We start from the raw sequence: 15,815 nt of genomic DNA, 5'->3' as shown, positions 1-15,815 counted from the left end.
ATTATTATGAGTTTAATACAAGAGAAAAATAAGAATTCTTATGATGTTACTGATTTGACATCTTTAGAAAAATTAGAACCAGTAAGGGTTAGACCTGGTATGTATATAGGATCTACAGGAACAAAAGGGTTACATCATTGCATATGGGAAATATTAGATAACTCCATTGATGAAATTGCCAACGGATATGGAAATAAGGTTGTTTTAATTCTTAACAAGGATAAAAGTGTAACAATAATGGATAATGGTAGAGGTATTCCAACGGGTATACATCCTGTAAAGAAAAAATCGGGTGTTGAAATGGTATTTACAGAATTACATACTGGTGGAAAGTTTAATAATAAAAATTATAAGACATCTGGTGGATTACATGGTGTTGGTGCGGCAGTTGTAAATGCACTATCAGAATGGCTTGAAGTTGAAGTATATCAAAAAGGACATATACATAAGCAAAGATTTGAGTATGCTGAGGACAAGTCACTAAATAAAAAGATGCCTGGAACACCTATATTTCCTTTAAAAATAGTTGGAGATACAGAAAGAACTGGAACAAAAATTACATTTAAACCAGACAAAGAAGTTTTTAGTACAACTGAATTTAAATTTGAAGTTATAGATGAAAGATTACAAGAATTAGCTTTTCAAAATAAAGGCATAACATTAGTAATAAAGGATGAAAGAAAAGAAGAAGTTATAGAAAAAGAATATCATTCTGAAAGAGGACTTTTAGATTTTATAGATTACTTAAATGAAAGTAAAATTCCAATACACAAAGATCCGCTACTTTATGAAGGGGAAAAAGAAGTAAATTCAATAAAAGTATATTGCGAAGTGTGTATGCAGTTTACTGATTCTAGTACAGAGAATATAGCAAGTTATGTAAATAACATACCAACAACGGAATCAGGAACACATGAAACTGGATTTAAAACAGGAATGACAAGGGCATTTAAAGAATGGGCTAAAAAACTTAATATTGTAAAAGAAAAGGATAAAGGCTTTGAGGGAGACGACCTAAGAGAAGGAATGACAGCTATTTTAAGAGTAAAAATAAGCAACCCTATCTTTGAAGGACAGACCAAAACAAAGCTTGGAAACAATGAAGCCTATACTGTAATGAATGAACTTGCTTACATAAAAATAGGAGAATGGATTGAAGATAATAAAGAAATAGCAACTCAAATTATTAATAATGCAGTATCCGCTGCTGCAAGACGTGAAAAAATAAAAAAGATAAATGATGCTGAAAAAAAGAAAGTGGGAAAGGGAACAGCTCCCCTTGCTGGAAAAGTATCTATATGCACATTAAAAAGACCTGAGTTTTGCGAATTTATTGTAGTTGAGGGAGATTCAGCCGGTGGAAGTGCAAAGCAGGCAAGGGATAGAAGATTTCAAACTATAATGCCTTCAAAGGGTAAAATAATGAATACAGAAAAACAAAGACTTGAAAATGTTCTAGCAAGTGAAGAACTTAAACTTTTTAATGCAGCAATTGGAACGGGAGTTTTAGAAAATTATAATGAAGATGATTTAAAATATGATAAAATAATAATTTTAAGTGATGCGGATGTAGATGGATATCATATAAGAACTTTATGGATAACTTATATATATAGATATATGAGATCCTTAATTACTAATGGACATTTATATATAGCACTACCACCTTTATATAAAGTATATAAAAATTCAAAAAAAGGTGAAATAAGTAGATATGCATATAGTGATGAAGAATTAGCTAGTGCAAAAAAGGAAATAGGTAAGGGAGCGTTAATACAAAGATATAAAGGACTTGGAGAAATGAATCCAGATCAGCTTTGGGATACTACGTTAAATCCAGAAACTAGAACACTTCAACAAATAACTATTGAAGATGCTGCAAAAGCTGAAAAAATGATTTCTCTATTAATGGGTGATGTAGTTGAACCTAGAAGAAATTATATGTATAAATACGCAGAATTTTAAATGTTAAATTGTTGTTGATTTTGAAAGGATTGAACTAAAATGGCTAAAAAAAATATAAACATTCCAAAGGATAATAATATAATAAAAGCTTCTATATCAGAGGTTATGCCGGACAACTATCTTCCTTATGCGGTAGAAGTTGCAAAAGAAAGAGCTCTTCCTGATGTGCGTGATGGATTAAAACCAGTACATAGAAGAATTTTATACGGAGCTTATAAGTTAAAGGCAACTCCAGATAAGCCTTATTATAAGTCCGCTAGAATTGTTGGGGATATACTTGGTAAATACCATCCACATGGAGATACCTCTGTATATGATGCTATGGTAATACTAGCTCAAAACTTTACAACTAGAATTCCTCTTATAGATGGACACGGAAACTGGGGAAGTATAGATGGAGATAGTGCTGCTGCTATGCGTTATACAGAAGCGAGACTTACAAATGCAGCAATGGAAATGTTAAAGGATATAGATAAAGAAGTAGTTGATATGGTAAACAACTATTCAGATACGGAGCTTGAACCAAAGGTACTACCAGCAAGATTTCCAAATCTACTTGTAAATGGAGCTTTTGGTATAGCAGTAGGACTTGCAACAAACATTCCACCACATAATCTTAAAGAAACTATAGATGGATGTATTGCTTATATAGATAATAATGATATTTCAACAAAGGAATTAATGAACTATATAAAGGGGCCTGACCTTCCAACTGGAGGAATATTAATTGGAGAAAAGGCACTTTTATCTGCTTATGAAAAAGGAGAAGGAAGGGTTACTCTAAGAGCAAAAACAAATATTGAAAAATTAGAAAATGATAGATATGGAATAGTTATAACTGAATTCCCTTATAGAAAAAATAAATCTAAAATGTTACAGACAATATCTGAAATGACTGCTGATAAAAAGCATAGTAAAGCATTGGATGCTATTTCTGATATAAGAGATGAATCAGATAGAAATGGAATAAGAGCTGTAATAGAATTAAAGAAATCAGCAAACATAGAAGAAGCTGAAAGAGTATTAAAATACTTATTTAAAAAGACTGAACTTCAATGTAATTTAAGTTTTAATATGGTTGCAATAGCAGATGGAAAACCAAAAACATTAGGATTAAAAGCTATATTAAAATATTATGTAGAGCATCAAAAGGACGTTGTTATAAGAAGGACTAAAAAAGAACTTGAAATAGCAGAAAAAAGATTTCATATAGTAGAAGGATTTATTAAAGCTATAGATATAATGGATGAGATATTAAAAACCATAAGAGCCTCAAAATCTAAAAAAGATTCGGAAGAAAATTTGGTTAACAAATTTGGATTTTCAAGAGAACAAGCCGAGGCTATAGTAGAATTAATGCTATATAAATTAACTGGTCTTGAAATAAAGGTTTTTGAAAAAGAATACAAGGAATTACAAAGACGTATAAATGCCTTAACAAAAATATTAAATAGCGAAAAAGAATTATTTAAAGTTATAAAAAAGGAACTAAATGAAGTTAAGGAAAACTACGGAGATGAAAGAAGAACAAATATAATTCATGATGATGAAAAAGCTAAAATTGATATAGAAGAACTTATTTTAGATGAAGATGTTATAATTACAATATCTAATGAAGGATATATAAAAAGAGTTTCTGAAAAATATTATAAAAGAATTAATCCAAAAGTTGAGGATATAGAGTATAGAGAAGGAGACTTTAATAAAGCTATATTAGAAGGCAACACTAAATATAGTTTAATTATATTTACAGATGAAGGAAATCTATATCAATTAAGAATTGTTAATATAGCTGAAATGAAATGGAAAGAAAAAGGAGAAAGACTAGATAATCTAATAAAAACATTAGATTTGGAAAAAGAAAAGCTTATAAATTTCTATGTAATTGAAGAATTAAATAGTCATAAGAACTTTATTTTCTTTAGCGATAGGGGAATGATGAAAAAAAGTTCTTTAGATAAATTTAAAACAAACTATTCTAAATTATTAGCTTTAAAATTAAAAGAAAATGAAAAATTAATAAATGTAAAGTTAGCTGATAACAATAGAAAAGAACAATACATAAAAGTGCAAACTAAAAATGGGTTAAAATTTACTGTAGGAGAACCTAGACTTGAAAATAGTGATAGAAATGTTATGGGAAATCAATTATTTAATTTATCAGCAGAGGATAAAGTTAAGGAAATTTCGTATACTGATGAATTTGAGATAAAAAACTTTGCCGTTAATATAAATAATAAAGGAAAGATAAAGGTATCTAAAAAAGTTAATTATAAGAATTTCAAAGGATGCTATGCAAATTCACTTAGCAATATAATTATTTTTGGAGATAAAGGAAGTGTATTTTTACTTCCTGCATATTTAATAGAAAATATCGATAACAATGGAGTAAAATTATCAAACTTAATAGATGAATTTAATGAAAATGAAGAAAGTATAGTAAATATTTTTGCTATTACTGAATTTAACGATGAAGAAAGTTTTTATTTTATAAGTGAAAATGGATATGTTAAAAAGACTATGTTAAATGAATTTCAGGGAAATTATTCCTACACAAAAGGATATAAGTTAAAAGATAAAGATGATAAATTGATAAATGTACTAAAAAAAGATAATAAATTAGAAAAAGATATTTTACTTATAACTAAAAAAGATATGAGAATAAGATTTGATAGTGATAGCATAAATCCTATGGGTAAAATAGCTTCAGGGGTAACGGGAATAAGCTTAAGTGAAGATGATAAGGTTATTTTTGGAGAATTTATATATTTAGAGGATAATGATGATAAAATAAAAGTTTATGGAGAAACTAAGAATAAACTAGAGGTTATGTATGAAGATGACTCTGAAGAGGTTGTTATATTAAAGGGTATAAATAATCAAAACAGAGCAGGAAAAGGTAAAAAAATAAGAGTTTCAAACTGTAACAGTAATATAAAATTTATAAAATAAAAAAGCACTCTAAGTATACAAAAATATACTTAGAGTGCTTTTTTATACTACATATGTTTATTTAAACTATAATACAAAAAAGTGTGTACTTGATATTTATTCAGTAATGGAATAAAATCAAAATTGTCAGACAAAGTGTTTTTTTTTTAACAAAAGCATTTAATACACAAAGGACATTTTATTGATAGAATCCACTGGATATTATGAAATGTAGGTTGTGAAAAATATTATAGTAGGAGGTAATATAAGATGGATTTTAATTTAACTAGAGAGCAACAAATGGTAAAACAAATGGTAAAAGAATTTGTAGAAAATGAAATAAAACCTATAGCTGCTGAAACAGATGCAACAGGTGAATTTCCAATGGAAGTTTACAAAAAATTAGGTAAATATGGTATCATTGGTTTACCATATCCAAAAGAATATGGCGGAACAGGTGGAGATTACCTATCTTATATTTTAGCAGTAGAAGAAATTTCAAAAGCTTGCGGAAGCTTAGGAATCTCATACTCAGTTAATACTTCATTATGTTGTGGAGCTATATACCAAAACGGTACAGAAGAACAAAAGAAAAAGTATCTTCCAGACTTATGCTCAGGAAAGAAATTAGGTTCTTTTGGATTAACTGAACCAAACGCAGGAACAGACGCATCAGGCGCTCAAACTGTAGCTGTTAAAGATGGAGATAACTACATATTAAACGGACAAAAATGCTTTATAACAAACAGCCCACTTGCTGAAACATTTGTTATATTCGCTATAACTGATAAATCAAAAGGAACAAAAGGAATTTCAGCTTTCATAGTTGAAAAAGACTTCCCAGGAATCTCAATTGGTAAAGTTGAAGACAAAATGGGTATCAGAGGAGCACAAGTTGGTGAAATCATCCTTGAAGACTGTGTAGTTCCAGCTGAAAACTTACTAGGAAAAGAAGGAAAAGGATTTGCAATCGCAATGAAGACTCTTGATGGAGGAAGAATTGGTGTTGCAGCTCAAGGTCTTGGACTAGCTGAAGGTGCATTTGATGCAGCTAGAGAATACATGAAAGAAAGAAAACAATTCGGAAAACAATTATACAAATTCCAAGGTATCGCTTGGAGAATGGCAGATATGGATGTAAGAATCGAACAATCTAGATACTTATTATACACAGCTGCTATGGATAAAAACAACGGTAACCCATACTCAGTTTCAGCTGCAAGAGCTAAACTTTCTTGTACAGATACTGCAATGTACGTTACAACTGAAGCAGTTCAATTATTCGGTGGATACGGATACATTAAAGATTACCCAGTAGAAAGAATGATGAGAGACGCTAAGATCACTCAAATCTACGAAGGAACTAACGAAGTTCAAAGAATGGTTATTTCAGGATCAATATTCAGATAATAAGTTTAATTTAAGGAGGAATAGACAATGAAAATAGTTGTTTGCTTAAAGCAAGTTCCAGATACAAATCAAGTTAAAATAGATCCAGTTACAGGAACACTTGTAAGAGAAGGAGTTCCATCAATAATAAACCCAGAAGATAAAAATGCATTAGAAGAAGCATTAAGATTAAAAGATGAAAACGGAGCAACTGTTACAGTAATAAGCATGGGACCTCCACAAGCAGAAGCTGCTTTAAGAGAAGCTATGGCTATGGGAGCTGATGATGCAATATTAATATCTGACAGAGCATTCGCTGGAGCAGATACACTTGCAACTTCACATGCACTTGCAGGAGCATTAAAGAAATTAGAATATGATATCATATTCGCAGGAAGACAAGCTATCGATGGAGATACTGCACAAGTTGGACCAGAAATAGCTGAACACTTAGGACTTCCTCAAATTACTTATGTAGAAAAAGTAGATGTTGATGGAGACAAATTAACAGTAAGAAGAGCATTAGAAAATGGATATGAAGTATTAGAAGTTCAAACTCCATGTCTTTTAACAGCAATCAAAGAATTAAACGAACCAAGATACATGGATATGAGAAATGTATTCGGATTATTCGAAAGAGAAGTTAAAGTATGGTCAGCTGATGATATAGACGTTGACAAAGCTTTACTAGGATTAAAAGGATCTCCAACTAAGGTTAAAAGATCTATGACTAAAGAAGCTAAAGGACAAGGTGAAGTAGTTAATATGCCAGTTAAAGAAGCAGCAGCTTACGCAGCTTCAAAATTAAAAGAAAAACACTACATCTAGTATACAGTATATAAGTAGGAGGGATAAGTAATGAATATAGCAGATTTCAAAGGCGTTTGGGTATTCGCAGAACAAAGAGATGGAGAATTACAAAAAGTAGCTTTAGAATTACTTGGAAAAGGTAGAGAAATTGCAGACAAATTAAACGTAGAATTAACTGCAGTTTTACTTGGAAATAAAATCGAAAATGTTGCAAATGAATTATTAGCACACGGAGCTGACAAAGTTCTATATGCTGAAGATGAAAGATTAGCAAACTACACAACTGGTGCTTACACTAGAGTAATTTGTGATTTAGTAAACGAAAAGAAACCAGAAATCTTATTCATAGGAGCTAGCTTCATAGGAAGAGATTTAGGACCTAGAGTTGCAGCTAGATTACACACTGGTTTAACAGCAGATTGTACATCATTAGATACTGAAGAAGGAACAGGTCACTTATTAATGACAAGACCAGCATTCGGTGGAAACTTAATGGCAACAATCATGTGTACAGAAAACAGACCACAAATGTCAACTGTAAGACCTGGTGTTTTCGACAAATTAGCAGCAGACGAATCAAGAGTAGATGCAGCTAAAATCGAAAAAGTTGCAGTTAAATTAGATGCTGAAGATTTAAAAGTAACTGTTAAAGAAGTTGTTAAAATAGCTAAAGAAGTTGCTGATCTTGGAGAAGCTGAAGTAATCGTAGCAGGTGGTAGAGGAGTTGGAAGCAAAGAAAACTTCGCTAAACTACAAGAACTTGCTGACGTATTCGGTGGAGTTGTAGCAGGATCAAGAGCAGCTACAGATAACGGCTGGATAGATCACGAACTACAAGTTGGACAAACTGGTAAAACTGTAAGACCTAAAATATACATCGCTTGCGGTATTTCAGGAGCAATCCAACACTTAGCTGGAATGCAAGACAGTGATTACATCATCGCTATTAATAAAGATGCAGATGCTGCAATCATGAAAGTTGCTGATCTTGGATTAGTTGGAGACTTAAACAAAATAATCCCAGAATTAATAGCACAAATCAAAAGCTACAAATAATTAGTAGATATATAAAAGCTGTTGAATTATTTCAACAGCTTTTTTATGTAATAATTTATGTATTATTAGGATAAGATTTAAGAACTTTTAACAATCTTATCTTTTTTATTTTCCTAAAAGTATTTATAATTAAAGAGAACATGGAGGGAAATAAAATGAAAAAACATATTTTAAAAAATGGGATAAATTTATATTATGTTAAAAGACAAGGAAGTATTTCTTCATTTTGCATTGGATTTAACGCAGGGGCTTTGGTAGAAAGAAAAAATATGGGTATAGCACATGCTGTAGAACATATGGTTTTTAAAGGAACAATAAATAATACAGAAAGCGAAATCAACTCTAAATGTGATAAAATATTCGGATTTAATAATGCTATGACAAATTATCCTTATGTAATATATTATGGAACTACACTATCTTCTGACTTTGAAGAAGGTTTTAGTTTATATTCAGATATAGTGTTAAATCCAACTTTCCCAGAGGAAGGTTTTAAAGAAGAAATTAACGTAATATTAGAAGAGTTAAAAGAATGGAAAGATGATCCATATCAAGAATGTGAAGACGAACTGTTTTATAATGCATTCAAAGAAAGAAGAATTAAGGAATTAATTATAGGAAATAAAGAAAGTGTATCCTCAATAACGCTAAAGGATATAAAGAACTTTTATGATGAACATTATGTACCAGAAAATTGTGTTATTAGCGTTGTATCGTCATTAGAGTTCAATGAAGTTTTAGATATAGTAAATAAATATTTTGGAACATGGAGTAAGAAATCTAATTTGGAAGATTTAAATCTATACGAAGATAACATACCAGGAATATATACTAAAATAAGAAATGATTTAAATGGTGCAAAAATACAGTACTGTTTTCCAATACATGATTTAAGTGATGAAGAAATAAAAATTCTTAATGTATTTAATTCTAGATTTGGAGATGGAATTAGCAGTATTTTATTTGATGAAATTAGAACAAAAAATGGACTTGCATATGATATAAGAAGCTATATAAAAAATGAAAATGGTATTAAGTTATTTACAATTACTCTCGGTACATCTAAAGATAATGTAGAAAAAGCTATAAATTTAATAAATAAAAACATAGAAGATATAAAAAGTAAAAGAGGAATATTTACTGAGGAATGCATAAATGACGTAATTAAAAGTATAAATTTAAAAAAGGAATTGTCATTAGAGCGATCAATAGAATTAAGTAAAAGAATAGTAACTGAAAAAATAATGTTTAATACTACAAAAGGAGTTTTTGAAGGTATTGTTAAAAATCATACAATTAATGAAAATACAATATTAAATCTCATATCAAAAGTATTGAAAAATCCAAGCATTCAAGTGTTAATGCCTGAATAAAATGAGAAAAATAAGCACTAACTATAAATAGGTGCTTATTTTATTATATAATTATATTGAATTTAAAATGATAATCATTTACAATAAATAATGTCTATATTAAGTAAACTTATGAATAAAAGTTAAATATAGGAGGCAGATATGGATAAAATACTAAATGTGCAGGGAATGACTTGTGCAGCTTGTGCAAAATCGGTAGAAAGAGCTTCTAAAAAAACAAATGGTGTAATTTATGCAAATGTTAATTTTGCATCAGAAAAGTTATATGTAAAATATGACGAAAATGTAGTATCGGACAAAGAGATAATACAGGCTATTGAAAAGGCTGGATATTCTGCAAAAGAAGAAAAAAACACTAAAACTGTTACTATGAAAATTGGTGGAATGACCTGTGCAGTTTGTGCAAAAGCAGTAGAAAAAACTACAAGAAAACTTGAAGGAGTAGAAAAGGCTGAGGTTAACTTTGCTACAGAAAAGTTATATTTAGAGTATGAGCCTTCAAAAATAAGAATTTCTAAAATCAAAGAAGCTATAGATAAGGCTGGATACATAGCAGAAGATAATGAAGTATCAGTTGATATAGATAAAGAAAGAAAAGAAAATGAAATGAAAGTTATGTGGAATAATTTTATATATTCAGCGGTATTTGCAATTCCACTTTTAATAATTTCTATGGGACACATGATGGGGATGCATCTTCCAAGCATAATAGATCCGTCTATAAGTCCACTTAATTTTGCGTTAATTCAACTTATACTAGTTATTCCTTGCATATATAATGGAAGAAAGTTTTTTAAAGTAGGTTTTAAAACATTATTTAAGGGTAGTCCCAATATGGATTCATTAATTTCTATAGGAAGTGGTGCTGCAATATTATATGGTATATTTGGAATTTTTAAAATAGCTACAGGTCATAATGAATATACTATGGATTTATACTTTGAATCTGCGGCAACTATAATAACACTGATTTCTTTAGGAAAATATCTAGAAGCTAAGTCTAAAGGTAAAACATCAGAGGCTATAAAAAAGTTAATGGGACTTTCTCCTAAAACAGCTCTTATACTTCAAAATGGAGAAGAAGTAATAATTCCAATAGAAGAAGTAGAAAAAGGAGATATTATTATAGTAAAACCAGGTGAGAGGATACCGGTAGATGGTGTTTTGATAGAAGGAAATTCCTCTATAGATGAATCAATGCTTACAGGGGAGAGTATACCCGTTGAAAAGAAAGTAAATGATAAAGTTTATGGTGCTACTATAAATAAAAATGGATATTTTAAATTTAAAGCAACCAAAGTAGGAAAAGATACAGCATTATCTCAAATAATAGAATTAGTTGAAAAAGCTCAAGGATCAAAAGCTCCTATTGCAAGACTTGCAGATACTATATCATCATATTTTGTACCTACAGTAATAATAATTGCTATAGTTTCTTCATTAAGTTGGTATTTTAGTGGTAAAGGTTTAATTTTTTCACTTACTATATTTATTTCTGTGCTAGTCATAGCTTGTCCTTGTGCATTGGGACTTGCAACACCTACAGCTATTATGGTAAGTTCAGGAAAAGGTGCTGAAAATGGAGTGTTAATTAAAAGTGGAGAAGCATTAGAAACGGCACACAAGATAAATACAATAATATTTGATAAAACAGGAACCATAACAGAAGGAAAACCAGAAGTTACAGACATTATGACTACAGAAGAATTTCATGAGGATTATATAGTAAAATTAGTGGCTTCAGCTGAAAAAGCTTCAGAACATCCATTAGGAGAGGCTATAGTAAACTATGCTAAAAATAAAAAAATAGATTTAATAGATGTTACTTCTTTTAAATCTTTAACGGGAAGAGGTATTGAAGCAAATATAGATAACAAACAATTACTTATAGGAAACAAAAGACTTATGAATGAAACTAATATAGATATAAATGAATTTTATGAAAAAGCTAAAGAGTTAGCTCATAATGGAAAAACTCCTATGTATATTGCAATAGATAATAAAGCAGTAGGTATAATTGCAGTGGCAGATGTTATAAAGAAAAATAGTAAACTTGCCATACAAAAGCTACAAGAAATGGGTATTAGAACTGTAATGATTACAGGAGATAATGAAAAGACAGCAAATGCTATAGCAAAAGAAGTTGGAATAGATGAGGTTTTAGCAGAAGTTATGCCAGAACATAAAGCAGATAATGTAAAGAAGATACAGGAAAGTGGAGATACAGTTGCAATGGTTGGTGATGGAATTAATGATGCACCAGCACTTGTACAGTCAAATGTGGGAATAGCCATTGGTTCAGGAACAGATATAGCTATGGAATCAGCAGATATAGTTTTAATAAAAAATGATATTTTAGATGTTGTAACAGCTATTAAACTAAGTAAGGCAACAATTAAAAATATAAAAGAAAATCTATTTTGGGCATTTGGGTATAATACTTTAGGTATACCAATTGCAGCAGGAGTATTAACTTTATTTGGTGGTCCTAAACTAAACCCAATGATAGCAGCTGCTGCCATGAGTTTAAGTTCAGTATCAGTAATTACAAATGCATTAAGGCTTAAAAGATTTAAAAAAGATATATAAATTAAAACATATTAAAAAGTATTAAGGAGGATGAAACAATGAAAAGAAAATTAAATATTGAAGGAATGTCTTGTAATCATTGTGTTATGCACGTTAAAAACGCTCTTATGGAAATAGAGGGAGTAAGCAATGTAGATGTAAACTTAGAAGGTAAGTTTGCTATTGTAGAAGGAGAAAAATTAGATGATATCAAAATGAAAGCTGAAGTTGAAGATTGGGGATATAATGTAACTTCAATAGAAGAAGCTTAATAAAAAAGAATATAAATATATTAAAAGCACCTTATTAAGTAGTTACTATAAAATAGTGTAATTACTTTTATGGGGTGCTTTTAACATATAAGTTTTATCTCTTTTTCTTTTTAAAATTTTGTTTCTTCTTCTTTTTCTTTTTTCTAATGGAGAAACCAAAGTTTCCTAAAACCTTTTTTGAAACACCAAAATATTCTCCATGAGAATAACATATTAAGTTAGCTTTTTCATAGTGAATTTTACCTTTTTCATCTATTAAATCTTCTTCTACATGTACAGATAAAATTTCAGCTAAAAATAAATCATGAGATCCTAAAGGAATTATATTTTTCACCTTACATTCTAATGTTATAGGACATTCATCTATATAAGGTACAGAAATATTATCACTATCTTCTAGTGTAAAGTTCAATTCTTTTATTTTATCTATAGTAGTGCCAGATTTAACACCACAAAAATCTACAGCTTTAACTAAATCACGAGAAGGAAGATTAACTACAAATTCTCCATTTTCTTTTATGTATTTATAAGAAAGTCTTTCAGGTCTTATAGCTACACTTATCATAGGAGGGTGAGTGCATGCAACTCCAATCCAGCCAACAGTAAACACATTCACTTTTTCTTCCTTATTTTTAGAAGTAATAAGAACTGAAGGTACTGGATTTAACATAGCACTTCCTTTAAAACTTTTTTTACTCATAAGTATCTCTCCTGTATGTCACAAATTTTATTTATATTATAAAGTCTCATAATAATTTTTCAAAAGTAATGCATCGTGTTCAAGTACGGGACTTTCACATATTACACAACCCTTAATGTCAAAATCTCTAAAGGCTTTAAGACAATCTTTATAGTTGAAGTCACTTTCCTCAAAAGGAAGATGGTTTCTTTCTCCTTTAGCAGTATAGTTAATTCCTGATAGATGGATATGCATATCATTTAGTCCCTCATCACCAAGTTCGTTTCCTACATAATTTAGAATTCTTGCAAAATCATCATAAGATTTTAAAGAACCATTATATCTTGCGTGAATATGAGAAAAATCTATACACAATTTACATGTATCAACAGCTTTGCAAAGGGCAACATTTTCTTCTAGAGAGCCAAATTGAGTTCCTTTACCTGTAGTTTCAAGTCTGTAATCCACACCTAAATCAGGTAGTCTTAAAAGATTTTCTTTTATTGTTTCAAAGGTTTCTTCTTTAGAGTCTTTAAGATAAAATCCAGGGTGAAAGATTAGGCTTTTTCCTTGAACTTTTTTAAGACCTTCAGCACCTTTAATTATTCTTTCTAAAGATTTTTCTATTTTTTCTTCTTCATCTGCATTTAAATTTATAAAATAAGAACCATGAGCAGATAAATAAAAGTCATTTTTAAGTTTTGTATCTAATACTTCATTTTTATTTTTGTCTGTAATATTTACGGATCTAACAAAAGGAAGTTCCATTGCATCAAGACCAATTTCTCTTAAATATTCTATTCCTGTTTTATAAGTAAATTTCTTATTGCTATTTCTATTAGGTAATCCCGATATTCCAAATAATAAACTATCCATATATAGCACCTCCACTAAGATTATACCACAAAATATATGATTATTATGCTATAATAATTTGGGAGAAGGTGATAAAAAAATGAATCAGTGGAGATTAAAAGTTACAAAATGCGATACAAAATTATTAGCAAAACAGTGTAACATAAGTGATATCACTGCAAAAATACTTGCAAATAGAAAAATACAAAGTGAAGAGGAAGCTAAAAAATTTATAAAGGCTTCACTTGATGATTTATATAGTCCATTTTTAATGAAGGATATGCAACAAGGTGTAGATATAGTATTAGATGCTATTGATGAAGGAAAAAAGATAGTTGTATATGGTGATTATGATGCAGATGGAGTTACAAGTACATCTATTTTGTATAAAGGACTTTTAGAAATAGATGCAAATGTTGAGTATTACATACCAGATAGAGAAGCAGAAGGATATGGTATGAGTAGTAATAGATTAAAGATATTAAAGGATCAAGGAGCAGAAGTAATTTTAACTTGCGATAATGGAATAAGTGCTGTAGAAGAAGTTAAATTTGCAAAGGAACTTGGTATGCAAGTAGTTGTGACAGACCATCACGAACTTCCATTTAAAGAGGAAGAGGGAGAGAGAAAATACATTATTCCTGAAGCTGATGCTGTTATAAATCCTAAGAGAAACGATTGTACTTATCCATTTAAAATGTTATGTGGAGCAGGTATCGCTTTTAAGTTTATACAAGCTCTTTATGTAAGTTTAGGATTAGATGATAGTGATGCATATAAGTTTATTGAAATTGCGGGAATAGGAACTATATGCGATGTAGTTGATTTGGTTTCCGAAAATAGAATTATTGCTAAAAATGCATTAAAAATGATGAAAAGCACTAGTAATTTGGGACTTCAATGCCTTATGAATGCTCTTGGAATAAACAAAGAAGAAATAAAATCTTATAATATAGGGTTTATGATAGGACCATGTATTAATGCTACAGGAAGACTAGATACTGCTGCATTATCTGTAGAATTACTTATAACTAAAGATGAAGAAAGAGCTAAGGAACTTGCAAATATACTATATGATTTAAATAAGACAAGACAAGAAATGACAACAAGAAATGTAGAAGAAATAATAGATGTAGTAGAAAATTCAAGTTACAGACAGGACAAAGTTTTAGTTATATATAAGGAAGATATACATGAGAGTATAGCTGGAATTGTAGCAGGAAAAATAAGAGAAAGATTTAATGTTCCAACTATAATACTTACAAAAGGAAAAGAAATGCCAAAGGGCTCTGGGAGATCTATAGAAGAATACAATCTTTTTGAAGAATTATTAAAATGCAGGGAAGTAATTGAAAAGTTTGGTGGACATCCAATGGCAGCAGGGCTTTCTATAAAAGAAGAAAATATAGAAAAATTAAGAACAATGTTAAATGAAAATTGTACTCTTACTGATGAGGATATAATACCTAAAATTAAAATTGATAAGAGAATACCATTAAGTTCAGTTAAAGAAGAACTTATAGAAGAACTTGAGAACTTAGAGCCATTTGGAAAAGGAAATCCAGCGCCTTTATTTGCTGAAAAAAATATAAAAGTTTTAAATATAAGAATTATGGGAAAAGATCAAAATACAATAAAATTAACTTGTTTAACAAATGATAATGAAAAAATAGATGCCATAATATTTAATAGAGCAGATGAGTTTAAAGATATGGTAGAAAAGTCTCTTAGAGAAAAAATTGAAACAGTTATTGCGAGTCCGTATAACTTAAAATTAGATTTAATATTTTATCCAATGATAAATGAATTTAATGGATATAGAAATAAACAACTTAGAGTTAAAGATTTTAGAGTATGTAGTAATTAAGTATACTTACAAATTTAAATATAAAAAGGAAAAAGTATATTTATATAGAA

At 29.6% G+C, this 15,815-nt stretch carries 11 protein-coding genes; 9 read left to right on the top strand and 2 right to left on the bottom strand.

Features of this window, described 5'->3' with window-relative positions:
• Nucleotides 1-6: 6 nt before the first annotated feature.
• The 8 genes from NT01CX_RS07160 (at nucleotide 7) to NT01CX_RS07125 (ending at nucleotide 12,364) form a co-directional block, all read left to right on the top strand.
• On the top strand, nucleotides 7-1,965 hold the full coding sequence (locus NT01CX_RS07160) for a DNA gyrase/topoisomerase IV subunit B (protein ID WP_011722395.1): 1,959 nt from the start codon (nucleotides 7-9) through the stop codon (nucleotides 1,963-1,965).
• Nucleotides 1,966-2,004: 39 nt separating this feature from the next.
• Nucleotides 2,005-4,917, top strand: a complete 2,913-nt coding sequence (locus NT01CX_RS07155) for a DNA topoisomerase IV subunit A (protein ID WP_011722394.1) — start codon at nucleotides 2,005-2,007, stop codon at nucleotides 4,915-4,917.
• A 249-nt stretch (nucleotides 4,918-5,166) separates the two neighbouring features.
• Nucleotides 5,167-6,306, top strand: a complete 1,140-nt coding sequence (locus NT01CX_RS07150; RefSeq protein WP_011722393.1) for an acyl-CoA dehydrogenase — start codon at nucleotides 5,167-5,169, stop codon at nucleotides 6,304-6,306.
• Between the two features lie 27 nt (nucleotides 6,307-6,333).
• A complete protein-coding gene (locus NT01CX_RS07145; protein WP_011722392.1) occupies nucleotides 6,334-7,113 on the top strand; it encodes an electron transfer flavoprotein subunit beta/FixA family protein in 780 nt (259 codons plus the stop codon).
• Nucleotides 7,114-7,143: 30 nt separating this feature from the next.
• Nucleotides 7,144-8,151, top strand: coding sequence for an electron transfer flavoprotein subunit alpha/FixB family protein (locus NT01CX_RS07140; protein ID WP_011722391.1), 1,008 nt, complete (start codon nucleotides 7,144-7,146; stop codon nucleotides 8,149-8,151).
• Between the two features lie 155 nt (nucleotides 8,152-8,306).
• Nucleotides 8,307-9,524 (top strand): M16 family metallopeptidase, encoded by a 1,218-nt coding sequence (locus NT01CX_RS07135; protein WP_011722390.1) that lies wholly within the window; start codon nucleotides 8,307-8,309, stop codon nucleotides 9,522-9,524.
• A 141-nt stretch (nucleotides 9,525-9,665) separates the two neighbouring features.
• Nucleotides 9,666-12,113 carry a heavy metal translocating P-type ATPase gene (locus NT01CX_RS07130; protein WP_011722389.1) on the top strand — a complete coding sequence of 816 codons (2,448 nt, stop codon included), beginning with the start codon at nucleotides 9,666-9,668 and terminating at the stop codon, nucleotides 12,111-12,113.
• A 38-nt stretch (nucleotides 12,114-12,151) separates the two neighbouring features.
• The gene (locus tag NT01CX_RS07125) at nucleotides 12,152-12,364 is read left to right on the top strand and encodes a heavy-metal-associated domain-containing protein (RefSeq protein WP_011722388.1); all 213 of its coding nucleotides are present in this window, start codon (nucleotides 12,152-12,154) and stop codon (nucleotides 12,362-12,364) included.
• Between the two features lie 94 nt (nucleotides 12,365-12,458).
• On the opposite strand, the gene NT01CX_RS07120 is transcribed toward NT01CX_RS07125, so the two are convergent.
• Nucleotides 12,459-13,064: a flavin reductase family protein gene (locus NT01CX_RS07120; RefSeq protein ID WP_011722387.1), complete on the bottom strand. Its 606-nt coding sequence runs from the start codon at nucleotides 13,062-13,064 to the stop codon at nucleotides 12,459-12,461.
• Nucleotides 13,065-13,100: 36 nt separating this feature from the next.
• Nucleotides 13,101-13,919: a TIM barrel protein gene (locus tag NT01CX_RS07115; protein ID WP_011722386.1), complete on the bottom strand. Its 819-nt coding sequence runs from the start codon at nucleotides 13,917-13,919 to the stop codon at nucleotides 13,101-13,103.
• Between the two features lie 79 nt (nucleotides 13,920-13,998).
• Between NT01CX_RS07115 and recJ the strand changes: the two genes are divergently transcribed.
• Nucleotides 13,999-15,765: a single-stranded-DNA-specific exonuclease RecJ gene (gene recJ / locus NT01CX_RS07110; RefSeq protein ID WP_011722385.1), complete on the top strand. Its 1,767-nt coding sequence runs from the start codon at nucleotides 13,999-14,001 to the stop codon at nucleotides 15,763-15,765.
• Nucleotides 15,766-15,815: the final 50 nt, after the last annotated feature.

The sequence above is a fragment of the Clostridium novyi NT genome, from assembly GCF_000014125.1.
In the GTDB taxonomy this organism is placed as follows: Bacteria; Bacillota; Clostridia; order Clostridiales; family Clostridiaceae; genus Clostridium_H; species Clostridium_H novyi.
Note: the sequence above shows the minus strand (reverse complement) of the source record. Positions and strands in the feature narration are given on the sequence as shown.

Bases quoted from the DNA above. Each gene is read 5' to 3' on its own strand.
- recJ (WP_011722385.1), top strand. From the start codon at position 13,999: ATGAATCAGTGGAGATTAAAAGTTACAAAATGCGATACAAAATTATTA.
- NT01CX_RS07125 (WP_011722388.1), top strand. From the start codon at position 12,152: ATGAAAAGAAAATTAAATATTGAAGGAATGTCTTGTAATCATTGTGTT.
- NT01CX_RS07135 (WP_011722390.1), top strand. From the start codon at position 8,307: ATGAAAAAACATATTTTAAAAAATGGGATAAATTTATATTATGTTAAA.
- NT01CX_RS07115 (WP_011722386.1), bottom strand. From the start codon at position 13,919: ATGGATAGTTTATTATTTGGAATATCGGGATTACCTAATAGAAATAGC.
- NT01CX_RS07130 (WP_011722389.1), top strand. From the start codon at position 9,666: ATGGATAAAATACTAAATGTGCAGGGAATGACTTGTGCAGCTTGTGCA.
- NT01CX_RS07145 (WP_011722392.1), top strand. From the start codon at position 6,334: ATGAAAATAGTTGTTTGCTTAAAGCAAGTTCCAGATACAAATCAAGTT.
- NT01CX_RS07155 (WP_011722394.1), top strand. From the start codon at position 2,005: ATGGCTAAAAAAAATATAAACATTCCAAAGGATAATAATATAATAAAA.
- NT01CX_RS07160 (WP_011722395.1), top strand. From the start codon at position 7: ATGAGTTTAATACAAGAGAAAAATAAGAATTCTTATGATGTTACTGAT.
- NT01CX_RS07120 (WP_011722387.1), bottom strand. From the start codon at position 13,064: ATGAGTAAAAAAAGTTTTAAAGGAAGTGCTATGTTAAATCCAGTACCT.
- NT01CX_RS07140 (WP_011722391.1), top strand. From the start codon at position 7,144: ATGAATATAGCAGATTTCAAAGGCGTTTGGGTATTCGCAGAACAAAGA.
- NT01CX_RS07150 (WP_011722393.1), top strand. From the start codon at position 5,167: ATGGATTTTAATTTAACTAGAGAGCAACAAATGGTAAAACAAATGGTA.